The sequence below is a fragment of the Mesorhizobium sp. B2-6-2 genome, assembly GCF_006440615.1.
In the GTDB taxonomy this organism is placed as follows: Bacteria; Pseudomonadota; Alphaproteobacteria; order Rhizobiales; family Rhizobiaceae; genus Mesorhizobium.
Window position 1 is genome coordinate 49,489 of record NZ_VFUG01000019.1, and the last position, 21,563, is coordinate 71,051.

A 21,563-nucleotide genomic window follows, 5' to 3' on the forward strand; every position below is an offset into this window, starting at 1 on the left:
AGAAAGGCAACAAGCTTTGATATAGCGACGACCGGGCCGCGCAACAACGAACGCCGCCGCGATGGTCTGCCGCAGGCTGTAACAACAGCGTCATTCTGGCGAAACTGAGGAAAACAACCGGGATGCGGAGCCGATGATCACCATTCGACCGGCGCGGGCCGAGGACGCCGAGGCGCTGCCGCGGATCGAGCAGTCCGCCGGGCTGGCGTTCCGCGCCATTGCGGAACTGGCGTGGCTCGCCGGCGGCGACAATATCAGCGTCGAGCGGCACCGCGCGCGGATCGCCGCCGGCGCATGCTGGGTTGCCGCAGACGAGAAGGACCGGCCGGTCGGCTTCCTGAGCGCCGGGATCGAGGGCGATGCGCTCCATATCTGGGAGTTGGACGTGCGCCTCGACCGGCAGGGCCAAGGCATCGGCCGCGCCCTGCTCGAACGGGCGGTCGCGGATGCCGGGCGGCGCAGACTGGCGGCGGTGACGCTGACCACGTTTCGCGCCGTCGCCTGGAACGCGCCCTTCTATCGCAAGGCCGGATTTCGCATCCTGGAAGACGCCGAGATCGACGAACGGCTGGCAAGCCTGCTCGACGACGAGGCCAAGCACGGCATGCCTTCGGACCAGCGCTGCGCCATGCGGCTCGATCTCAGCCGAGCCGATACTCGCTGACCTCGACCAGATTGCCGTCCGGATCGCGGAAATAGACCGACATCATCTTGCCGCGCGCGCCGGTGCGTTCGACCGGACCGACTTCGATCGCCACGCCATTGGCCTCGAGGCTGGCCTGGACTTCGGCAAGCGGCACGGCCGCCACGAAGCAGAAATCGCCGGAACCCGGCGTCGGCGCCTTTGCCTTCGGCTCGAACGTGTGGCCGACTTCGTGCAGGTTGATCTTCTGCGAGCCGAACAGAAGCGCGGTCGGCCGGTTCGGTTCGTCGAGCCGCCGCATGCCGAGCACCCGCCGGTAGAAGTCGCAGGTCGCTTCCAGCGAGCGGACCGTCAGCACGAAATGGTCGATCCCGGCAATCATTGTCGCCTCGGCGCACGTCTCCGGCAAAGACGTTCAAACGACGCGCTCAAGTATCTGTTTTCATACATCGCGATGTCAGATGTTGCGGCTTCCCGGCTTAACGGCTGGAATGGCGGCAAGTTCCGGCGGCAGGCGGTCGGCGGGATAGGCCGGCACTTCATATTCGGCAAGCGCGATCAGCGGCACGCCGACATCGGTCTTGCCGGCCGAGCGATCGATGATGCAGGCGGCCGCCACGACTTCGGCGCCAAGCTCGCGCAGGCAGTCGATGGTCTCGCGGATCGACAGGCCGGTGGTGACGATGTCCTCGACGATGACCACTCGCGCGCCTTCGGCGATCTCGAAGCGGCGCAACCTGAATTCGCCCCCTTCCCGCTCGACCCAGATCGCCGGAACGCCGAGATGGCGCGAGGTCTCATAGGCCGGGATCAGGCCGCCGATGGCCGGGCCGACGACATAATCGATCCCGCCCGGCACCGCCTTGCGGATCTTCTCGGCCAGCGCCTTGCAGAGACGCTCGGTCTTGTCGGCATGCATGAACACGCGGGCCTTCTGCAGGAAGACCGGGCTGCGCAGGCCGGATGTCAGGATGAAATGACCTTCGAGCACGGCGCCGGCCTCGCGGAAAATGCCCAGCACTTCGTCGGTGTTCATTGTTCGGTCCCCCTTGGCGAGTGGTGAATGGTGGATGGTGAATGGTAGTGAGAGCACCTTCTATTCACTATTCACTATTCACTATTCACTATTCACTATTCACCCATTCACCCGCCGCGCATCGCTGACGCTCGAATTGTCCTTGAGCTGCGACAGCAGCCGGTTGAGATGCTTCAGGTCCCAGACCTCGAGATCGATCAGCATCTCGGTGAAATCGGGTGCGGTGCGTATCATCGACAGCGTGTGGATGTTGGCGTCGTTGGATGCGACGACCTGGGCGATGTCGGCCAACGAACCCGGCGCATTGATGGCGGTGACCGAGATGCGCGCCGGAAAACGTTCCTTGGTGCGCTCGTCGATGTCCCAGCGCACGTCGATCCAACGCTCGGGCTGGTCGTCGAAGGCCTGCAAAGCCGGCGACTGGATCGGATAGATGGTGATGCCGGTGCCGGGCTGGATGATGCCGACGATGCGATCGCCGGGCACAGCGCCCTCCGGCGCGAAACGCACCGGCAGGTCGCCGCGCACGCCGCGGATCGGCACCGCGCCGTCGCGCTGCTGGTCCTTGTCCTTCTTGGCGGCGCGGGTGCCCGGCATCTGGAACAGCATGCCGGCGGCGTTGCGGATCTTCGACCAGCCCTCCTCGCGCTGCTTGGGCGCCGCGACGGTGACACGCTCATCCTTATAATCGGGGAAGACGGCTTTCATGACGTCGGTGGAGCTCAGCTCGCCGCGGCCGACCGAGGCCAGCACGTCCTCGATATCCTTGCGCGCCAGTCGGTGCAGCACCGGCTTCAGGCTCTCCTTGGTAAAAGTCTTGCCGGCGCGCTCGAAGGCTCGTTCCAGGATGCGGGCGCCGAGCCCGGAATATTGCTTGCGGATCGCGTTCTTGGTGGCGCGGCGGATGGCGGCGCGCGCCTTGCCGGTGACCACGACCGATTCCCAGGCGGCGGGGGGCACCTGCGCCTTGGAGCGGATGATCTCGACCTCGTCGCCATTCTTCAATTCCGTCATCAGCGGCATGATGCGGCCGTTGACCTTGGCGCCGACGCAGGTGTCGCCGACATCGGTGTGGACGGCATAGGCGAAATCGATCGGGGTGGCACCGCGCGGCAGCGCGATCAGCATGCCCTTGGGCGTGAAGCAGAACACCTGGTCCTGGAACAGCTCCAGCTTGGTGTTCTCGAGGAAATCCTCCGGATTGTCGCCTTCGGCCAGTTGCTCGATAGTGCGCCGCAGCCAGGCATAGGCGTTGGTCTCCCTGGAGATCGCATGGCCCGTGCCGTTCATCTTGCCGCCGGTATCCTTGTAGATCGAATGCGCGGCGACGCCATATTCGGCGATCTTGTTCATCTCCCTGGTGCGGATCTGCAATTCGACGCGCTGGCGCGACGGGCCGACGATGGTGGTGTGGATGGAACGGTAGTCGTTCTGCTTGGGCGTCGAGATGTAATCCTTGAAGCGGCCAGGCACCATCGACCAGGTGGTGTGGATAGCGCCAAGCGCGCGATAGCAGTCGTCGACCGAATCGACCACGACGCGGAAACCGAAGATGTCGGAGAGCTGCTCGAAGGAGAGCGCCTTGGCCTCCATCTTGCGGAACACCGACCACGGCTTCTTCTGCCGGCTCTTCACGCCCGCCTTGATATCGTGTTTTTCGAACAGGCCCGACAGCGCCGTCTCGATCTCCTGCAGGACGCCCCTGTTGCGCTCGAAAATCTCGGCAAGCCTCGCGGTAACAGCACGGTAAGCCTCCGGATTTATGTAGCGGAAGGCTATTTCCTCCAACTCCTCGCGCATGCCCTGCATGCCCATGCGCCCGGCCAGCGGCGCATAGATCTCCATCGTCTCCTCGGCGATGCGCAGGCGCTTGGCTTCCGGCATATGGTCGAGGGTGCGCATGTTGTGCAGGCGGTCGGCGAGCTTGACGAGCAGAACGCGGACGTCCTCGGAGATCGCGAGCAGGAGCTTGCGCAGGTTCTCCGCCTGCTCGGCCTTTTTCGAGACCAGATCGAGCTTCTTCAGCTTGGTGAGGCCCTCGACCAGCTTGCCCATCTCGGGGCCGAAGAGCTCGTCGATCTCGGCGCGGGTCGCGGTCGTATCCTCGATCGTGTCATGCAGCAGGGCAACGGCTATGGTCGCCTCGTCCATATGCATGTCGGTGAGGATGGCGGCGACTTCGAGGGGATGCGAGAAATAGGGATCGCCCGAGGCGCGCTTCTGGTGGCCATGCTTCTGCATGGCATAGACGTAGGCCTTGTTGAGCAGCGCCTCGTTGACGTCAGGCTTGTAGCGCTGGACGCGCTCGACAAGCTCATACTGACGCATCATGGGCGGGATCTCGCGGTGCTGAAATGATTGATGCGCCGCACCGACGTGCGACGCATCTCATAGATAGCCACGAAACCTAAGATACGGAAGTCCCGGATGGTTGATCCAACCCGGACAAAAGCACTTAGTAGTCGTCGCTCTTTTCCGGCGGCACCAGACCTTCGATGCCGGCGAGCAGGTCTTCCTCGCTCATGCGGTCGAAAGTGACGTTCTCCTCGGCGTCGTCGGCGTCGGCGGCAACGGCGGTCGCACCGGTCTGGTCGGCGATTGCCTCGCCCTCGGCTTCCGGCTCGTCGACCTCGACATGCTTCTGCAGCGAGTGGATCAGGTCTTCCTTGAGGTCGTCGGGAGACAGCGTCTCGTCGGCGATCTCGCGCAGCGCGATGACCGGGTTCTTGTCATTGTCGCGCGGAACGGTGATCTGCGCGCCCTGGCTAATCTGGCGGGCGCGATGGCCGGCGAGCAGCACGAGTTCAAAACGGTTGTCGACCTTGTCGATGCAATCTTCAACGGTTACGCGGGCCATGGACTGCCCCTTTCATGCGATGGATTTGATGGAAAGCTGGCGCGCTCCATAACGCGAGCGCGGCCGAAATACAAGCTTTATGGCGCCAGCGTCAGCTTGGCGGGCCGTTGCCCGGCTCATCATCGCGCCACGCCGTGAGGCTACCCACATAGTGGCGATCACAATTGCTTGCAACACAGAGCCATGCCCTTGGATATCCACAAATTGCGCGTTATCTCGGAGGTGACGGTACAAAGGTCCATTTGCCGGACCTATTCGTCAAACGCTTTTAGACGACAAAAATTTTCGAAAGGAATGTTTTTCAATGTTCGATCCCCGTGAAAAGATCGCTCTTTTCATCGACGGCGCCAATCTCTATGCCACGTCCCGCGCGCTGGGCTTCGACATCGACTACCGCAAGCTCCTGTCGAGCTTCCAGAAGCGCGGCTATCTGCTGCGCGCCTATTATTACACCGCGCTGGTCGAGGATCAGGAATATTCGTCGATCCGGCCGCTGATCGACTGGCTCGACTATAACGGCTTCAAGGTGGTGACGAAGCCCGCCAAGGAATTCACCGACTCGACCGGCCGCCGCAAGATCAAGGGCAACATGGACATCGAGTTGACCGTCGATGCGTTGGAGCTCGCCGATGTCGTCGACCATTATGTCATCTTCTCCGGCGACGGCGACTTCCGCACGCTGGTCGAAGCGCTGCAGCGGCGCGGGCGCAAGGTGTCGATCATTTCGACCATGGCCTCGCAGCCGCCGATGATCTCCGACGATCTGCGCCGCCAGGCCGACCATTTCATCGACCTGATGACGCTGAAGAGCGAGGTCGGCCGCGATCCGTCCGAGCGGCCGGCGCGCCGGCCGGAACCCGCCGAAGTCGACGAGGACGATTATTGACGGGCCGCGGCCTTGACCGCCGCGCCCTCCCCCGAACCCAGCCGTGACTGCCCGCTCTGCCCGCGGCTGCATGATTTCATCGCCGCCTGGCGCGAGCGCGAGCCGAGCTGGTTCAACGCGCCAGTGCCGACCTTCCTGCCGCCGGAGGGTGAAGATTCAGTCCGCTTCTTGATCGTCGGGCTGGCGCCCGGCCTGCGCGGCGCCAACCGCACGGGGCGCCCCTTCACCGGCGACTATGCCGGCGACTTGCTCTATGGCACGCTGATTGCGCACGGTTTTGCGCGCGGCGAATTCAAGGCCAGGCCCGATGACGGCTTGCAACTCGTCGGCACGGCCATCACCAATGCGGTGCGCTGCGTGCCGCCGGAGAACAAGCCGGTGGGTGTCGAGATCGCCACTTGCAGGACTTTTCTCAAGCCGACTATCGCGCGCTTTCCCAAACTGCGCGCCATCCTGACGCTGGGTTCGATCGCGCATCAGTCGACTGTGCGGGCGCTGGGTGAGCGCGTCGCGGCCTTTCCGTTCCGCCATGGCGGGAGGCAGCAAGCCGGCGGCATCGCCTTGTTTTCCAGCTACCATTGCTCACGCTACAACACCAATACGGGCGTGCTGACCGAAGAGATGTTTGTCAGCGTGTTCAAGGAGATTGCGGCGTTCCTGAAGAGCTAGATTCAGGCGGCTTCTTGTCGGTCTGACACCCGCTCATACCGGCAGCGGCGCATCCGGCTTCACGTCGCCGATGGAGGTATAAGTGTGCGTTTCCTTCACTCCCGGCAGCGCGAGAATGACCCGCGTCAGAAAATCCTGATAGGCGGACATTTCCGCGATGCGCGCCTTGACCAGATAGTCGAAGCCGCCGACCACCATGTGGCACTCGAGAACCTCAGGCGCCTTGTTCACCGCATCGGCGAAGCGCTCGAAAATATGCGGCGCCGTGTGATCGAGACGCACCTCGATGAAGACGAGCGTGCCGCGTCCGATCTTTGCCGGATTGAGCACGGTCCTGACCGCGGTGATGTAGCCTTCCCGAAACAGCCGCTTCACCCGTAGGCTGGTGCCGGTCGGCGAGAGGCCGACACGCGCCGCCAGATCAAGTGTGGTGCGACGCCCATCTTCCTGCAGCAATCGCAGGAGATTGCGGTCGACGCCGTCGAGGTCGCTTGCTTCAGCATTCACGCCAAACCTGCCTCTAATCTGCGAGTTTCACTCGAATTTCGGGAAAAGAGCGTATTTTGTCACGGGCTTTTCGGCAATAGCCTGCGCTTCCATCGCTTTCTGCGGAGATGATCTTCGGTGGCGATGTCACGACGGCGGCGGAACATGGCGGACGCGCGAGACTCAGGAAACTCCAGGCTGGCGATCGTCGCGGGCCTGACCATGATCGGCATCTACGCAATCCAATTCGTCGCCGCCCGCTTCAGCCTCCGGGAGCACCTGACGGCAACGGATCTGGCCGCCTTGCGCTTTGGCGGCGCGGGGGCGATCTTTCTGCCGATCGTCTGGCGCGGCGGCCTCGCAGGCATGAGGGCGCTTGGCTGGCGACGGGCCCTGGCATTGGCGGCGCTGGCCGGATTGCCTTATCCGCTGATCATCAATTGGGGCCTGACCTATGCCCCTGCCGCCCATGCGGCAGCGCTTTGTCCAGCGTCGATTGTCTTTTTTTCGTTCCTGCTGTCACGCATCATCTTCAATGACGGCGCTTTGCGGCAACGGACCATCGGTGTCCTCGCGATTGTCGCCGGCCTGTCGCTGTTCATCGCGCCGGCGCGCGACGGCAGCGGCGCCGTTCTCTTCGGCGATATGCTTTTCATCGGATCGGGTCTGATGTTTTCGGCCTATGCCGTTCTTGTCAGGCGCTGGCGTGCCGATCCCGTCACGGCGACGGCCGCGGTGGTGCTCCTGTCGTGCCTGCCGCTGCCGGCCCTCTATCTCGTCGCGCCGAGCCATATCCATGCCGCGGCCGCCGCGGAGATCATCAGTCAGATCGTGATCCAGGGGATTCTGGCCGGCGCGGCAGCCATGTTCCTCTATACCTATGTCGTCGGGCAGTTGGGGCCGCAGACGGCATCGCTGTTCCTGCCCGGCATACCCATCGCCACCGTGGCTGTCGGCATGGCGGTACTCGGCGAAACGCCGATGACGATCCAGTTCGCAGCCATTGCCATCATGGCCGCCGGGATGGGCTTGTCAGCGATCGGAGGGCGGATTGCCAGTAGACGTCTTAATTCACCGGCGCCAGGAGGATCGTGAGCCTTCAGCAGTACGGCAAGCGATTCAAGCGCCGGCAATTCAAGGCGTCGGCGCAAACAACTTCGCCAGCGTCTCGCGGCTGCCCTTCAGGACGTTGAGATCGACATCGCCTTCGATGCCGTCGATGCGGCCCATATTGTGATACTGCCAGTAGATCCAGTCGTTCTCGCGCGGCCTGATCGCCAGCGAACGCAACCAGCGCCGGCGGTTAAGGATGCTGCCGGAATAGGCGTCTGCCGCCTCGTCGGTCAGATAGAAAATCGCCTGCTTGCCGAATGCCGTCTCGACCGGGCCGAGGAAAGCGGCAAGCTCGGTGTTCAGTTGCTGCGGCGACGGGCGCTGCGGGCAATTGCCGCCGAACTCGATGTCGACCACCGGCGGCAAAAGCGGCTCGCCGCGCGGCACCGCCGAGATGAAGTTCCTCGCCTGATCGGCGCCTGGCCGGCAGAAGGTGAAGAAGTGATAGGCGCCGACCGCCAGGCCGGCCGCCCGCGCCTCGCGCAGATTGGTCGCGAACAGGGTATCGACATGGGTGCCGCCTTCGGTCGCCTTTATGATGGCGAAGGCGACATCGTCGGCGGCGACGCGGGGCCAGTCGATCTTTCCCTGATGATGCGAGACATCGATGCCGCGGATCGGAAACTCGCCGCGGCCCGGCGAAAAGCCGCGGAACCAGAAGAAGGCGCCCACCACGACGGCACTAGCGACAACCACGACGGCAAGGCCCCAGAAAACAATCCGCTTGCCCAAGACATCCCCCGTCAGAAGGCAATACGCGCCGGACCGGAGAACCGGCCGACGGCTTTTTTCAGGCGACCGGGTGCGGCCGGCCCGGGAACTTAGCCGCGCTCCTTCAGCAGCCGGCCCTTCTCGCGCGACCAGTCGCGCTGCTTCTCGGTCTCGCGCTTGTCGTGCAGCTTCTTGCCTCGCGCAACGGCGAGCAGCAGCTTGGCGCGGCCGCGATCGTTGAAATAGATTTTCAGCGGCACCAGCGTCATGCCTTCACGCTCGACGCTTTGCGAGAGTTTCGCCATCTCGCGCTTCGAGACCAGCAATTTGCGGCGGCGGCGCGGCTCGTGATTGAAGCGGTTGGCCTGCAGATATTCCGGCAGATAGGAATTGATCAGCCAGATCTCGCCGCCCTCGGTCGAGGCGTAGCTTTCCTGGATGTTGGCCTGGCCCTGGCGCAGCGACTTAACCTCGGTGCCGGTCAGCACCAAGCCGGTCTCGATCGTGTCGAGCACCTCATAGGAAAAGCGCGCCTTGCGGTTTTCCGCAACGGTCTTGTTGTTGGGATCGGCTTTCTTGACTTGATTCATAATGCGGAGAGGTGGCGCCTCATCCCTAATTTATCAAGCCGGCGTGCTTCAGCGCCGCGTCCAGCTTCTCGGCGGTCGAAGCCTCGACGGTCACCAGCGGCGAACGCACCACGTTCTCGACCTTGCCCAGCTTCGACAGCGCGTATTTGGCGCCGGATACGCCGGGCTCAATGAAGATCGCCTTGTGCAGCGGCAGGAGCCGGTCCTGCAGCTCGAGCGCCTTGGCGCTGTCGCCGGAGAGCGTCGCTTCCTGGAATTCGGCGCAGAGCCGCGGCGCGACGTTGGACGTCACCGAGATGCAGCCGACACCGCCATGGGCGTTGAAGCCGAGCGCGGAGGCATCCTCACCGGAAAGCTGGATGAAATCCTTGCCGCAGGTCATGCGCTGCTCGGAGACGCGCTCGACCTTGCCGGTCGCGTCCTTGACGCCGGCAATGTTCTTGAAATCGTGACGCAGCCTGCCCATCGTCTCCGGCGTCATGTCGATCACCGAGCGCGGCGGGATGTTGTAGATGATGATCGGCAGCTTGGTCGCCCTGGCGACGGCCGCGAAATGCTCATAGAGGCCGCGCTGCGTCGGCTTGTTGTAGTAAGGCGTGACCACAAGGGCGGCATCGGCGCCGGCCTGTTCGGCATACTTCACCAGGCCGACAGCTTCCTCGGTGTTGTTGGAGCCTGCGCCGGCCACGACCGGCACCCTGCCCTTGGCCACCTCGATGGCGACCTTGACGACATGGCGGTGCTCCTCATGCGACAGCGTCGGCGACTCGCCGGTGGTGCCGACGGGAACGAGGCCCTTGGTGCCCTCGGCGATCTGCCATTCGACGAATGAGCGAAAGGCTTTCTCGTCGAAGCGCCCGCTCTTTTCGAACGGTGTCACGAGCGCAGTCAGCGAGCCTCTCAGCATGTCGTCCAAACTCCTTGGAACTTTGTCGGTTTATGCATGTCGTCGTCCCAAAACCGGTTTCCGCTTCTGGGCGACATGCATCGGCGTTTCATCAGATCGGTCAGTTGCGCGCCTTCTACCCGAAAGCGAAGCCGCGCACCATAGTCTCGACATTGTTCAGCGGCAAGCATCGGCGTAGTGCCAGCAAGCGCAATTCGAACGGCCTCGATAACCTTTTGTTTACGAGCCCTTCACGACCTAAGTCTAGGCTTCGCATCGGGTTCTCAATGCCCGCGCCTGCTGACGATGTGCTAGGATCGTAAAATGCCGACGAGGCGGCCCCATCTTTTCGCGCTTTTGGGCGCGATCGTCGCGCTGACGCCTACCATGGCGATCGGTGGCAGCGTCGATGCGCGCGCGACGGCCTCGATTCCGGCGCCAGATGCGCCGCAGGCGCCTAGCCAGACGCCGATTGCCCCCGACATAGCGCAACTGAAGAGCGGGCTCGATGCGCTTGCCGCCAACAACATCGTCGGTGCGCGCAATGCGCGCGACACGCTGCCCGCCACCTCGCTCGACAGGCATATCCTCGCCTGGGCGATCGCGCTTTACGGCGGCGACCAGGTGCCGAGCGGCGAGATTGCCGACGCGGCCAAGATGCTGCCCGGATGGCCGGGCACGATCGCGCTGCGCAAGAACAGCGAGCGTGCGCTCTATCGCGAGAATCCGCCGCCGCAGGTGGTCGTGCAGGCCTTCGGCCGCAGCCAGCCGCTGACGCCGGAGGGCGTCATCATCCTCGCCCGCTCGCAAGTGGCGCTTGGCAATCAGGCCGCGGCGCGGTCGGTGCTAGTACCCTTTTGGCGCACGGAGAAACTGGAAGCGAAGGATGAGGCGACCGTCATCAAGGAGTTCGGCACGCTGATCCCGGCGGCCGACCATCGCTACCGCATGGAGCGCATGTTCTATGCCGACCGGCCGTCGTCGGCGCTGCGGGTCGCCGGCCTCGCCGGCGCACAGCCGCTGGCGGATGCCTGGGCGGCGGCCGACAAGGGCGACAAGGACGCGGCCAAGCTGTTGAAAGCAGTGCCCGCGGCGCAGCGCTCCGCCGGCTATTTCTTCGCCGAGGCGGAATATCTGCGCAAACAGCAGAAATTCGCCGAAGCCGCTGCTGCTGTGATGAAAGCGCCGACGAACCGCGATTCGCTGATCGACCCCGATGCGTGGTGGGTCGAACGCCGCGTGCTCTCGCGCGAGCTGGTCGACCGGGGCGACATGGAGACCGCCTACAAAATCGTCTCCATGCATGCTGCCGAGAGCCCGCCGAACGCCGCCGAGGCCGAGTTCCATGCCGGCTGGTACGCGTTGCGCGGCCTCAACGACCCGGCGACCGCCGCAAGGCATTTCACGCGCATCACCGAGCTCGCCCAGGGACCGGTGTCGCTGTCGCGCGCCTATTACTGGCTCGGCCGGGCGGCGGAAGTCGGCGGCCCGGGCAGCGCCAAGGATTATTTCACGCGCGCGGCCAGCTACGGCACGACCTTCTACGGCCAGCTCGCCGGCGAGCGCGTGGGCTTGAGGACCCTCAACCTCGCCTATCCGAAGCCGAGCGCGGCCGACCGCCAGAGCTTTGACGGCCGCGAGGCGGTGAGCGCGATCAAACGGCTGCAGGAGGCGGGCTATGACCGCTACGCCGAGACGCTCTACCGCGACCTTGCCGGGCAGCTGACCAGCCCGGGCGAGCTGGCACTGCTAGCGGTGCTGGCCGAAAAGCAGGGCAACCATTTCATGGCGCTGAAAGTCGGCAAGATCGCCGCCCAGCGCGGCATCGATGTCGGCGCGCTGTCGCATCCGCTGGGCGTCATTCCCGACTCGGCCAACATTTCCGGATCCGGCAAGGCGCTCGCCTATGCCATCGCCCGCCAGGAAAGCGAGTTCAATATCGGCGCCGTTTCCAACGCCGGCGCGCGCGGCCTGCTGCAGTTGATGCCGGGCACCGCCAAGCAGTTGGCGAAAAAGGCCGGCATGAATTTCTCGCAGGCGCGGCTGACGACGGATGCCGGCTACAACGCGACGCTGGGCTCGGCCTTTCTCGGCGAGCAGCTCGACCGTTTCGGCGGCTCCTATGTGCTGACCTTCGCCGGCTACAATGCCGGCCCGAACCGCGCCGCCCAGTGGGTTGCGAAATACGGCGACCCGCGCGGCAAGGACGTGGACGCCGTCGTCGATTGGATCGAGCGGATTCCCTACACGGAAACAAGAAGTTACGTGCAGCGTGTGATGGAGAATTACGAGGTCTACAAGATGCGTATTTCAGGCAAATACGACATCGTGGGGGATCTCGTGAACGGACGAAGCTGAGGGCGCAAGGATATCGAAGCGCATCGCGTCAAAACAAATTCAAGCGGTGCGTTTTAAATCCGTGTTTGGCATCTGGTTCTCTCAAAACTGCGGCGCACTCGCGAACGACGTGTTAGTCCCGGCAGAAGGGTCGCGTCGCTACAATCGAATCTCTGGACCGCTGGTTGAACTGCCCATGGGCAGCGCCCCGGCACTGCTTGACAAGGACGTGCTTCTGTCGTTCCTTTAGTGAATACGAATATCCCGGGTGGGCGGATGTTGTTCGCGAGTGAGCTGGTCGTTCCTGCGCAGCGGCAGTACGACTATACTGTGCATAGCCTGTCCTCGGGGAAATACAGCCCGCCTCTACCAATATCGGAAGACGTCACTTCTCCGTTGGGAATGCCAGGGAGCTTGCCAGGTCGACATCTTATTGTCGAACTCCACGATGCCGTAAACCTCGACGACGCTTCTTTTATAGACCAGATCCTGCGGCACGCAGCCGAGGCCGCCAAAGCGAAAGTGCTCGCGCTCCACCATCACGTTTTCACGCCCGATGGCGGCGTTACTGCATTTGCGATGTTGGCTGAGAGCCATATTTCCATCCATACCTGGCCAGTGGAATGTTACGCTGCGGTGAATATATTCATGTGCGGTACTTGCAATCCCCTCGCTTGCCTGCTCGCCTTTGCAACGGCGTTTCGACCAAAACGCATGAGTGTACTGAATCTCAGCCGTGGTTCGCACGCGCTGGACTAAAGCGGCCACAAGGCGGCGCCTACGCGTATCTTCTCGGAAGAACGACACGCGTGAAGACAAAAAGGGCTTGAAGCGCGTTACTCAAATTTGTTTCGACGCGACGCGCTTTAAGTCCCTGGATCGAGGATAGAATGCCAGTCCGCGACGATATAGATCGTACGCCAAGCGACCTTGAGACGCCACAGCGGACGTATCCCCTGCCGCCTTTGCCGCCAGGTTATTTCTACGTAGAGATTGAGAAGCCGCAAGGATCCGTTGGCGCGTTCGTGCGGGAGGATGCCGATCCCTTCGATGAGTACAACTACCGCATCAAGAGCATCGTATATTCCGGACGGACGCAATTCCAGGATGTCATCATAGCTGACACCTGCAACTTTGGACGCGCATTGTTCTTGGACGGCGCGATTCAAAGTTCGGCCGAAGACGAGGGTCTCTATCACGAGATCCTCGTGCAACCAGCGCTTCTGATGCACGACGATCCACGCGAAGTTCTCATTATCGGCGGGGGAGAAGGCGCAACCCTGAGGGAGGTGTTGGCGCACCGGTCAGTAAGCCGCGCCGTGATGATCGATATCGATCGGGAGCTTGTCGATATCTGCCGCGACCAGTTGCCGACTTGGCACCGGGGTGCTTTCGACGATCCGCGAGCTACGCTGCTCTACATGGATGGTCGAGCTTACCTGGATAGCGCCGATGAGATGTTCGATGTCATCATCGTCGACGTCGTCGACATGCTGGAAAACGGACCGGCGCAGCGACTTTATACGCGGCAATTCTATGAACTTGCGCATAGTCATCTGCGCCCGAATGGTATCCTCATAGTGCAAGCACTCGAATTTTCCTTTGCGGATCATAAAGCCCATTGCGCCCTGCGGCGCACGCTCCGGACGGTCTTCGCGGAAGTACACAGTTACAAGACATGCGTTCCGTCCTTTCTGGGCAGTTGGGGATTTTTGATCGCCTCGAACTGCGTGTCACCGGACAGCTTCAGCGCGGAGGTGCTCGATCGGGCAATTTTGGCGCGCCTTGGCCCGGAATGGCTCGACCATCTGACGGGACCCTTCATCCAGGCCAGTTTCACCCACTGCAAGGAAACGCAGTTTCTGCTCGATCTCCCCGGGCCGATCCTCGAGGATGACGTGGCTTTTGTCGAACCTCCCGATATCGCGGAGGAAGAGCCATCCGGTTCGCTTTTGCCGGCCTTGCGCGATTGACCGCAATGACTCCACAGGAGGTTCGCAGTCCTACGATTTGGCGGCTCCGCCAAACTACGCCGGACGATAGCAACATCTGGCTTGCTCTTGAGCATCCCACCTCGCTTAAACTCGTTCGGGAATTGCTGACTGATTTGCCGGCGGACGCGGACGGATTGCTGACATTTGTCCACCTGCTTCCAGGAATTGAGACGCCTTTCGACGTTCAAAAGAAGTTCGAAGCCTGGGTAGCGGAATGCGATAGCGCCGAACCATATCTGGATGTGGTGAGCCGAAATGTCCGGCTTGTCTGGCGCGACCGGCGCTGCCTGGCTTTCGCACCCGCGCAAAGCGTCGACGACTGCCTTGCGGCGGCGGCGGCCTTCTCGCACACTTATAGCGCCCTATCGTCAGAAGAGGCGCGGCTGGAGGAGGCATGGCCGGCGATGATGGCAGATGTCGCTCTCACACATGACGTCCCCCGCGCTGCATTGCGTGAACAATCTCGCGTCAACAACATGACCCGGCGCTTTCAATCCGCGCGTATTTTGGTGACGCGCATCGACATGGCACTGCAACGAAGGGAGCCGACGCTCCTTCCTGCGGCGAAGCGGCTTTTTAGCGACCTTGCGCTGCAGTCCGACTTGGCGTCGCGCGTCCGCTTGCTGGACGATGGGATCGAGGTCGGCGAAGACCTTTACGAACGGGCCAACGATCGGCTGATCGAATATCGCAACTTCCTGACCGAGCTATGGGTGGAGATAGCCATTCTTTGCGCAATTTTGGCCGAGTTTGCGGTGCTGTTGGTGGATCTCTTTGAAAGATGAATCGGGCGAGGATCGACTTTTCGGTCTGACGGCGGACCAGCTGACGACAGATGGAGGGAAGCCTTTCTTAGCGGCGCTCAGTTGACCTTGGACCACCAAAAAGCCATAGCGCGTTCGAAAGCCGGTCCCACATGCATGCCTTCTTGTTTGACGATCCCTGTCCTCGCCTGTAGCTCTTGCCGATCCGGCAAGGGATAGCATCCAAAATGGCCAGCGACGGCTTCTCCGATTTCTTCTACACCGCGCCCGATGGTTTAAGACTCCATGCTCGTATCTACGGCGAGGCGAACGCCGGCAGTTGGCCGGTCGTCTGCCTTCCCGGACTCACCCGCAACGCCCGCGACTTCCATGAACTGGCGCTTTACCTTTCAACCAAGGCGGCAAGGCCGCGCAAGGTCGTTGCCTTCGACTATCGCGGGCGCGGGCAATCCGACCGCGATCCCGATATCGGCCACTATAATGTCGGGGTCGAAGCCGGCGATATCCTTGCCGGGCTGTCTGCACTCGGCATCGAGCAGGTCGCCTTCATCGGCACGTCGCGCGGCGGCCTGATCATCCATGTGCTCGGCGCATTGAATCCGGCCGTGCTGAGAGCCGTCGTGCTCAACGACATCGGCCCGGCGATCGAGGCAGCGGGCCTGGCCCATATCCGCTCCTATCTCGACCCTGCGCCGAGACCGAAGACATTCGCCGAGGCGGTGGATGCTCAGCGCAGCGTGCATGGCGCCGATTTCCCGGCGCTCACCGACGCCGACTGGCCGCGGATGGTCCGGGCAATCTGCCGCGAGACGGAAGCCGGCTGGGTGCCGGATTTCGATCCGGCGCTGGTCGACACGCTGGCCGGCATCGATTTCAGCAAGCCGCTGCCGGACCTGTGGTCGCAATTCGACGCGCTCGCCGCGATTCCATTGCTTGTCATTCGCGGCGCAAACTCGAAACTGCTTTCCTCGACGACGCTTAAAGAGATGCAGGAAAGGCATCCCGGCATGGAAGTCATCATTGTCGAGGGCCAGGGCCACGCGCCTTTCCTCGAGACCGGCGATGTGCCCGGGAAGATTGCCGCATTCCTCGATCGAGAAGAAAATCAAATCAAACAAAGGTAAAGCCCGAGACTATGTCGGCCTCTGGCTTTGTATAGAATTTTACCCGCCAGCAAGGCCGATCCGACCGATCTAGTGGCACTGCAAGGGATTTTGACCGATCGGCTCTGTTTGCGTTGGCAGGTTGCGTTGGAGATTGGCCGAAACGCCCATCGCGATCGTCATTCCAGGGCGGAGCAGGAGCGAAGCTCCGTCGCGAAGACCCCGGAATCCATGCCGTTACCTTCGTCAAGGAATGCAACGGAGCAGAATTCTGCACCCGTGGCGGCGCTTCCAAGTCACGGAATGGATTCTATGGTCTGCGCCGCGTCGCTCCGCTCCTTGCTCCGCCATAGAATGACGAGGTTGGGGCGGCTTCAACCCGGCGTTTGCGCTGATTTCACGGAAATGAACGGAAAATCTTGCACCAAGACAAACCGCAATCTTTCAAAATCCCTGTGTCGGGACCTAGTGCGTTTCACCGTTCCCGAAACGGTGAAACGCACTAGCTCTTTGTTTTTGCGCAATTCCGGACGGAAGGCTACGGCGAAGGCGCCCGAGTCCAACCGCTCACACTTTTCTGGAATTGCCTTTCGAGCGCTTGCTGGTCGCCTTGGCCGGTTCCGGCCCTTTCGCTTTCCGAGGAACTGAGGTTGGCGTGGTGAGAGGCGACGCGAACACGCAGTTTTCCGCCGAGCGGGACGACGCTTCGTCGCCGCGCGGTTTCTCGAGAACGACGACACAGCCATCGAGATCGTTGGTAGCCAGGTGCGCGTAACGCATGGTCATCGACAAGGTCTGGTGGCCCAGCCACATCTGGACGCGCCTTATGTCGATACCGCCCTGAACCAGGCGTGAAGCGCAGGTGTGACGCAGGATATGCGGCACCACCTGTTCGTCGGCGCCGAGACCGACTTCGGTCTTCGCTTCGTTCCAGATCGCGCGGTACTGCGCCTGGGTGAGCTTGGTGAAGGGGCCTTTCGGCCGGCGTCCTTCGGTGTTCGGCGGCAGCTTGATGACCTCCTTGACGCGTTCCGTCATCGGAATGGTGCGGCTGCGGCCGGACTTGGTGATCCAGAAGGAGACCCGGTGTTCCTGGATGTCGTTCCAGATCAGGCCGAGCGCCTCGCCGAGGCGGCAGCCGGAATCGACCAGAAAGACGGAAAGCCTGTAGGCATCCTCGCTGCGGCCGCGGATCGCCGCGAACAGCCTCGCCTCTTCGTCCCTTTCCAGGAAACGAATCCGTCCCGCCCGCTCCTTTTGGCGGCGGAACTCAGGCAGGCTGTGGATATCTCCCATCTTATGCGCCTTACGCAGCAATTTGCTGAGTGCAGCCATCTTGCGATTGATGGTTGCGTTGCTGTTGCCGCGCTGGCGCAATGTACCGATAAGATTGTCCAGGGTATTCTGGTCAAAGGTGCTGAAACGATCTCCAAGAAGGATCTCGTCTATTTCACCAATGAAAGAGCTGACATTGTATTTATGTCGCCCATCATCCCAGAGTATATCTCGATAAGCTGCAAAAAGCTCCCCGACCCTATGCGACTTTACTTCTCTGATCTTGTTGAACGTGTATCGAAAGTTCGAGTTCTGAGAAGAAAAAACCGCAAAGTGCGCAGAGGACCCCCCCTCTTGAATCGCTTCGTTCGTCATTTTTAGACCACACCCCCGAGTGGATAGGCACAGCTACCCGCTTGGAAGCGTCCTTTCAAGAGTTTTTGTCCGACAAAATGATTTCATCCGCCAGGCGGCGGATCCCGACGAAACCATTTCACAGACTTCAGCTACCAATACCCCCTTCTCGTCCTTCGTTTCCCTCACCCAGTCACGAAAACAAAACCAGCCCGGGCAAGAAAACGCCCGGGCTGGATTTCACTTGTGCAAGTCCAGCCCTTAGAAGTCGCGCTGGAAGCGGAGGACGGCGCCGATGCCGTCGTCGCTGACGTGGAAGTCACTGTCAGACGCGTTGAAGTAGTCAACTTCACCGATGACCGTGAAGCCAGGCACGACGGTGTAGGCAACATTGGCAGCCACCGCGAAGGTTTTGCCTTCGTCATAGGAAAGCTGAGCGTTGAACGACGTCTTGTCGTTGAACTTGTAGGTGGCGCCACCAAAGACGGCCCAGTTGCCATCCCAGTTCTTGAAAGAGTTCGTGTCGACGTGCTTGTCCGAGCCATAGTTCACCATGGCCCACAGCGACAGCTCGCTCGTGGCGTTCACGTCCAAGCGAGCCTTGCCTGCCCACTCTTCCCAGACGCTGTCATACGCAGCAGTAGCGCTGATCGAGCCCCAGCCCTGCGTGTACTTCACGCCGCCGACGACATGCGGAACATAGCTGTCAACCGTATTGCCACCCGCACCGTCTTCGAGCGAGATCACAGCCGAGAAGCCGTTGCCGGCATCGAAATAGTACTGGACCACGCCGGTATCGAAGTCGCCGCCGTAGCCGACGATCGAGTCGTCGATGACATTGCCGGCGTAGCCGCTGAACGTCACCCAGGCCGACTCGTCCTTACCGACGCGGAAGCCGCCGAGCTGGATCCAGGCGAAGTTCAGTGAGGGAACACCGCTTGAAGCCGAGATGAAGCCGCCGTCAAAGTCGCCGTGACCGGTATCCCAATTGAAACGGGTCTCGGTGTAGGTCTTCAACGTGCCGAGCTCGGTTTCCTGGCCGGTCCAGGTCTTCAGCGTGAAGCGGGCGTGCTTGGAGTAGGTGTCGTTCAAGCTACCGTCCGAACGATCACGGACGTTCGTGGCGCCGTTGATGTCGCCCACGCCGATGTCGTAGCGGACATAGCCGCCGATGCGCAGGCAGGTCTCGGTGCCGGGGATGTAGAAATAGCCGGCGCCGTACACGTCGCAGATCTTGACGTATTCAGCCGGTTCCGGCTCGGCGACGGTCACTGCGTCGGCGGCGCGAGCACCGGAAACTGCGACGAGGGCCGCAGCTGAGCCGAGAAGAAGGCTCTTGATGTTCATTTTCTGACCTCCAGTCAGAATCGGACGGGAAAGGCCAAAGAAAACGCATCAAGTTGAGAATTATCTTTTTATTTCAATGAGATAATTCCTTGATCAGTCGCTACAGCCCTGTCCGCCAAAACCGTTTGCTGGCGAAGGCCTTTCAGATCCGGTCTTGAAATATTGCTCGAGCTGCCGGGCGTTGCCCTCGGTTTCGACCGCGATATGGCCCTCAAGGCGACAGGCAAATAAGCCTTGGTCGAAGTCACCTGTCCTGATTGATGCGATTCGAAACGACGCCGGAGATCGTTTGTCGATCCGACATAGACATCGCCGTTATGGAGTTGCAGGAAATAGACGTACCACATGGTCCCCCTACGCTACTTCGTAGCTTCGGGCGACACTCCTACGCCCAAAATGCGGCTCCGGGTGGCCTGTCATCCGAAGCCCGCAGGGCGTAAGTGGCGGAGAGGATGGGATTCGAACCCACGAGAAGCTTTTGACCTCTACTCCCTTAGCAGGGGAGCGCCTTCGACCACTCGGCCACCTCTCCGTCGCGCCGGTGGATAAAGAAAACCGCCGGCACAATCAACAAGCCGGCGCCATAATCAGCGAAAAATCGGCGGGCCTGCGTTCTCCCGCCGCTTCAGATGGCGATTCTGCGGCAATCGCCTGGCGGCCGACTCAGCCGCCCGCCGCATTTCTGTCGGTCCTTTGCCGGATTCGGGCGGATTCAGCCTTACGCGGACCTCGATGGTTAACGAGAGCTTTCGGAGTGAGGCCAAATCGTGTCATTTGTGCAACAACCCCCGGCGATAGCGCCCGGACGGCCTTCGCTGTGGCACGATCGTGGTTGAACGGCGCCGGCTCATGGGTAATGTCAGCTTCGAAGGAGCGGCGCGGTGCGCATCTTTTTCGGTAGTGGGGATGGGGCAGGGAACGCTGTCCTTCAGCAAAAAATACCCAGACCCGTTTTTTAACTTTTGACTGGAGGTCAGAAAATGAACATCAAGAGCCTTCTTCTCGGCTCAGCTGCGGCCCTCGTCGCAGTTTCCGGTGCTCGCGCCGCGGACGCAGTGACCGTCGCCGAGCCGGAGCCGGCTGAATACGTCAAGATCTGCGACGTGTACGGCGCCGGCTATTTCTACATCCCGGGCACCGAAACCTGCCTGCGCATCGGCGGCTATGTCCGCTATGACGCCAGCATCGGCGACGTCGGCTCGTTCGATGGTGCTCTTGCCGTTGACCATCAGGATGGCAGCGTCAATCACACGTACGGCAAGAACGCTCGCTTCACGCTGAAGACCTGGACCGGCCAGGAAACCGAGCTCGGTACGTTGAAGACCTACACCGAGACCCGCTTCAACTTCGGCAACACGCGTTTCAGCAGCGAGGCCTACAACAAGGGCGCTTCGCTGAACTTCGCCTGGATCCAGCTCGGTGGTCTGCGCGTCGGTAAGGACGAATCGGCCTTCGATACGTTCATCGGCTACGCTGGCAATGTCATCCAGGACACGATCGTTCCCTATGGCGACTTCGACACCAACGTCGTGCAGTACTACTTCGACGCCGGCAACGGCTTCTCGGCGGTGGTCTCGCTCGAAGAAGGCGCAGGCGTCGTCGGCACCATCGACAGCTACGTTCCGCATGTCGTCGGCGGCGTGAAGTACACGCAGGGCTGGGGTGCCATCACGGGCGTCGTGGCTTACGACAGCAACTACGAACAGGTGACCGGCAAGGTCCGCTTGGACGTCAATGTCAACGACCAGATCTCGCTGTTCGGCATGTTCGGCTATGGCAATGATGGCGACCTGAACGACGACGCCGCCAACACTATCGACGCTCACGGTCGTGGCTTCTACAAGCAGTGGGGCGGCAACTGGGCTTGGTGGGCCGGTGGCACCTACAAGTTCAACGAGAAGACGGCGTTCAATCTCCAGGTGTCGGGTGACGACGACAAGAACTATGGCGTCGCGGCTAACGTCGCCTACACCGCAGTTCCTGGGTTCACCATCACGGCCGAAGTCGACTACGACCATCTCGGTACTTTCGACTCCACGTTCGTCAATAACAGCAATTCGTTCTACGGCAATTGGACCAAGGCCGACAAGAAGAACAGCGTCGGCGCTATCCTCCGCTTCCAGCGGGACTTCTAAGACCAGATATTTCTGGGATGCAAAAAGAAACCCGGCGGGCAACCCGCCGGGTTTTTTCTTTTCTGGTGATGCATGTCGAGGTTCCAAACCGCCGCGCAATTTGGGTGCTGCATCGGCAATGTCGAAGGCGCCGCTTGGCATTCCACACCGTTGCAATGCAGCGTCGGTAAAGAGCTTCAACACCTGCGGAACAACCCCTCCGACCCTGCGCGAATCTCTTCGCCTGGGAGCAGATCGAACACTCCCCGCTGCGTTCGCCAGTTGCCAAAGTCGAGGCATCGACCGGGAAGATGCCAGTCTCATCAATTTCGAGGAAATGCCCGGCCGGCACCGCAGCTGCTTCTAGTGGCACTGCACAGGGATTTTGACCGGCCGGC

Annotated in this window: 20 protein-coding genes and 1 tRNA gene; 9 read left to right on the top strand and 12 right to left on the bottom strand. The window is 61.5% G+C overall.

Going from position 1 to position 21,563, the window contains the following annotated elements:
- The first annotated feature begins 133 nt into the window (after positions 1-133).
- Positions 134-664 (top strand): GNAT family N-acetyltransferase, encoded by a 531-nt coding sequence (locus FJ419_RS25780; protein WP_140699849.1) that lies wholly within the window; start codon positions 134-136, stop codon positions 662-664.
- Here FJ419_RS25780 and FJ419_RS25785 read toward each other — a convergent pair.
- From FJ419_RS25785 to rpoZ, 4 genes are all read right to left on the bottom strand, one after another.
- Positions 642-1,025: a VOC family protein gene (locus FJ419_RS25785; RefSeq protein WP_140699852.1), complete on the bottom strand. Its 384-nt coding sequence runs from the start codon at positions 1,023-1,025 to the stop codon at positions 642-644. The genes FJ419_RS25780 and FJ419_RS25785 overlap by 23 nt on opposite strands.
- Positions 1,026-1,100: 75 nt before the next feature.
- Positions 1,101-1,679, bottom strand: coding sequence for an orotate phosphoribosyltransferase (gene pyrE / locus FJ419_RS25790; RefSeq protein ID WP_140545800.1), 579 nt, complete (start codon positions 1,677-1,679; stop codon positions 1,101-1,103).
- 99 nt (positions 1,680-1,778) lie between these two features.
- Positions 1,779-4,010 (bottom strand): bifunctional (p)ppGpp synthetase/guanosine-3',5'-bis(diphosphate) 3'-pyrophosphohydrolase, encoded by a 2,232-nt coding sequence (locus FJ419_RS25795; protein WP_140699855.1) that lies wholly within the window; start codon positions 4,008-4,010, stop codon positions 1,779-1,781.
- Positions 4,011-4,134: 124 nt separating this feature from the next.
- Complete coding sequence (gene rpoZ / locus FJ419_RS25800; protein ID WP_095766929.1) at positions 4,135-4,536, bottom strand: DNA-directed RNA polymerase subunit omega; 402 nt, start codon at positions 4,534-4,536, stop codon at positions 4,135-4,137.
- A gap of 304 nt (positions 4,537-4,840) precedes the next feature.
- Between rpoZ and FJ419_RS25805 the strand changes: the two genes are divergently transcribed.
- Complete coding sequence (locus tag FJ419_RS25805; protein ID WP_042637844.1) at positions 4,841-5,422, top strand: NYN domain-containing protein; 582 nt, start codon at positions 4,841-4,843, stop codon at positions 5,420-5,422.
- 12 nt (positions 5,423-5,434) lie between these two features.
- Complete coding sequence (locus FJ419_RS25810) at positions 5,435-6,091, top strand: uracil-DNA glycosylase (protein WP_140699858.1); 657 nt, start codon at positions 5,435-5,437, stop codon at positions 6,089-6,091.
- Between the two features lie 33 nt (positions 6,092-6,124).
- Here FJ419_RS25810 and FJ419_RS25815 read toward each other — a convergent pair whose 3' ends face one another.
- Positions 6,125-6,598, bottom strand: a complete 474-nt coding sequence (locus FJ419_RS25815; protein ID WP_140699861.1) for an Lrp/AsnC ligand binding domain-containing protein — start codon at positions 6,596-6,598, stop codon at positions 6,125-6,127.
- A 144-nt stretch (positions 6,599-6,742) separates the two neighbouring features.
- Here FJ419_RS25815 and FJ419_RS25820 point away from each other — a divergent pair, with 144 nt between their 5' ends.
- Positions 6,743-7,672 carry a DMT family transporter gene (locus FJ419_RS25820; RefSeq protein WP_140699864.1) on the top strand — a complete coding sequence of 310 codons (930 nt, stop codon included), beginning with the start codon at positions 6,743-6,745 and terminating at the stop codon, positions 7,670-7,672.
- Positions 7,673-7,711: 39 nt separating this feature from the next.
- Here FJ419_RS25820 and FJ419_RS25825 read toward each other — a convergent pair whose 3' ends face one another.
- The 3 genes from FJ419_RS25825 to dapA all read right to left on the bottom strand — a co-directional run bounded on the left by FJ419_RS25825 (position 7,712) and on the right by dapA (position 9,898).
- The gene (locus tag FJ419_RS25825; protein ID WP_140699867.1) at positions 7,712-8,422 is read right to left on the bottom strand and encodes a GH25 family lysozyme; all 711 of its coding nucleotides are present in this window, start codon (positions 8,420-8,422) and stop codon (positions 7,712-7,714) included.
- 89 nt (positions 8,423-8,511) lie between these two features.
- Positions 8,512-8,991, bottom strand: coding sequence for an SsrA-binding protein SmpB (gene smpB / locus FJ419_RS25830; protein ID WP_140545806.1), 480 nt, complete (start codon positions 8,989-8,991; stop codon positions 8,512-8,514).
- Between the two features lie 25 nt (positions 8,992-9,016).
- Entirely contained in the window at positions 9,017-9,898 is an 882-nt protein-coding gene (gene dapA / locus FJ419_RS25835) for a 4-hydroxy-tetrahydrodipicolinate synthase (RefSeq protein WP_140545807.1), read from the bottom strand.
- A 303-nt stretch (positions 9,899-10,201) separates the two neighbouring features.
- On the opposite strand from dapA, the gene FJ419_RS25840 reads away from it, so the two are divergent.
- A complete protein-coding gene (locus FJ419_RS25840; RefSeq protein ID WP_140699870.1) occupies positions 10,202-12,235 on the top strand; it encodes a lytic transglycosylase domain-containing protein in 2,034 nt (677 codons plus the stop codon).
- A 345-nt stretch (positions 12,236-12,580) separates the two neighbouring features.
- On the opposite strand, the gene FJ419_RS31300 is transcribed toward FJ419_RS25840, so the two are convergent.
- Positions 12,581-12,982, bottom strand: coding sequence for a hypothetical protein (locus FJ419_RS31300; RefSeq protein WP_246679384.1), 402 nt, complete (start codon positions 12,980-12,982; stop codon positions 12,581-12,583).
- A gap of 122 nt (positions 12,983-13,104) precedes the next feature.
- On the opposite strand from FJ419_RS31300, the gene FJ419_RS25850 reads away from it, so the two are divergent.
- From FJ419_RS25850 to FJ419_RS25860, 3 genes are all read left to right on the top strand, one after another.
- On the top strand, positions 13,105-14,187 hold the full coding sequence (locus tag FJ419_RS25850) for a fused MFS/spermidine synthase (protein WP_140699874.1): 1,083 nt from the start codon (positions 13,105-13,107) through the stop codon (positions 14,185-14,187).
- A 155-nt stretch (positions 14,188-14,342) separates the two neighbouring features.
- Positions 14,343-14,993: a hypothetical protein gene (locus FJ419_RS25855; protein ID WP_140699877.1), complete on the top strand. Its 651-nt coding sequence runs from the start codon at positions 14,343-14,345 to the stop codon at positions 14,991-14,993.
- Positions 14,994-15,199: 206 nt separating this feature from the next.
- Positions 15,200-16,096, top strand: a complete 897-nt coding sequence (locus FJ419_RS25860) for an alpha/beta hydrolase (protein ID WP_140699880.1) — start codon at positions 15,200-15,202, stop codon at positions 16,094-16,096.
- Positions 16,097-16,642: 546 nt separating this feature from the next.
- On the opposite strand, the gene FJ419_RS25865 is transcribed toward FJ419_RS25860, so the two are convergent.
- The 3 genes from FJ419_RS25865 to FJ419_RS25880 all read right to left on the bottom strand — a co-directional run bounded on the left by FJ419_RS25865 (position 16,643) and on the right by FJ419_RS25880 (position 19,583).
- Positions 16,643-17,725 carry a site-specific integrase gene (locus FJ419_RS25865; protein ID WP_140699883.1) on the bottom strand — a complete coding sequence of 361 codons (1,083 nt, stop codon included), beginning with the start codon at positions 17,723-17,725 and terminating at the stop codon, positions 16,643-16,645.
- A gap of 240 nt (positions 17,726-17,965) precedes the next feature.
- A complete protein-coding gene (locus tag FJ419_RS25870; RefSeq protein ID WP_140699886.1) occupies positions 17,966-19,051 on the bottom strand; it encodes a porin in 1,086 nt (361 codons plus the stop codon).
- Positions 19,052-19,492: 441 nt separating this feature from the next.
- A tRNA-Ser gene (locus FJ419_RS25880) sits at positions 19,493-19,583 on the bottom strand.
- 448 nt (positions 19,584-20,031) lie between these two features.
- Between FJ419_RS25880 and FJ419_RS25885 the strand changes: the two genes are divergently transcribed.
- Positions 20,032-21,186 carry a porin gene (locus FJ419_RS25885; protein ID WP_140699889.1) on the top strand — a complete coding sequence of 385 codons (1,155 nt, stop codon included), beginning with the start codon at positions 20,032-20,034 and terminating at the stop codon, positions 21,184-21,186.
- The last annotated feature ends 377 nt before the right edge of the window (positions 21,187-21,563 follow it).

Excerpts from the sequence above, each read along its gene's own strand:
- FJ419_RS25860 (WP_140699880.1), top strand. The coding sequence starts at position 15,200 with ATGGCCAGCGACGGCTTCTCCGATTTCTTCTACACCGCGCCCGATGGT.
- FJ419_RS25780 (WP_140699849.1), top strand. The coding sequence starts at position 134 with ATGATCACCATTCGACCGGCGCGGGCCGAGGACGCCGAGGCGCTGCCG.
- pyrE (WP_140545800.1), bottom strand. The coding sequence starts at position 1,679 with ATGAACACCGACGAAGTGCTGGGCATTTTCCGCGAGGCCGGCGCCGTG.
- smpB (WP_140545806.1), bottom strand. The coding sequence starts at position 8,991 with ATGAATCAAGTCAAGAAAGCCGATCCCAACAACAAGACCGTTGCGGAA.
- FJ419_RS25805 (WP_042637844.1), top strand. The coding sequence starts at position 4,841 with ATGTTCGATCCCCGTGAAAAGATCGCTCTTTTCATCGACGGCGCCAAT.
- FJ419_RS25870 (WP_140699886.1), bottom strand. The coding sequence starts at position 19,051 with ATGAACATCAAGAGCCTTCTTCTCGGCTCAGCTGCGGCCCTCGTCGCA.
- FJ419_RS25850 (WP_140699874.1), top strand. The coding sequence starts at position 13,105 with ATGCCAGTCCGCGACGATATAGATCGTACGCCAAGCGACCTTGAGACG.
- FJ419_RS25885 (WP_140699889.1), top strand. The coding sequence starts at position 20,032 with ATGAACATCAAGAGCCTTCTTCTCGGCTCAGCTGCGGCCCTCGTCGCA.
- dapA (WP_140545807.1), bottom strand. The coding sequence starts at position 9,898 with ATGCTGAGAGGCTCGCTGACTGCGCTCGTGACACCGTTCGAAAAGAGC.
- FJ419_RS25820 (WP_140699864.1), top strand. The coding sequence starts at position 6,743 with ATGGCGGACGCGCGAGACTCAGGAAACTCCAGGCTGGCGATCGTCGCG.
- FJ419_RS25865 (WP_140699883.1), bottom strand. The coding sequence starts at position 17,725 with ATGACGAACGAAGCGATTCAAGAGGGGGGGTCCTCTGCGCACTTTGCG.
- FJ419_RS25785 (WP_140699852.1), bottom strand. The coding sequence starts at position 1,025 with ATGATTGCCGGGATCGACCATTTCGTGCTGACGGTCCGCTCGCTGGAA.
- FJ419_RS25795 (WP_140699855.1), bottom strand. The coding sequence starts at position 4,010 with ATGATGCGTCAGTATGAGCTTGTCGAGCGCGTCCAGCGCTACAAGCCT.
- FJ419_RS25840 (WP_140699870.1), top strand. The coding sequence starts at position 10,202 with ATGCCGACGAGGCGGCCCCATCTTTTCGCGCTTTTGGGCGCGATCGTC.
- rpoZ (WP_095766929.1), bottom strand. The coding sequence starts at position 4,536 with ATGGCCCGCGTAACCGTTGAAGATTGCATCGACAAGGTCGACAACCGT.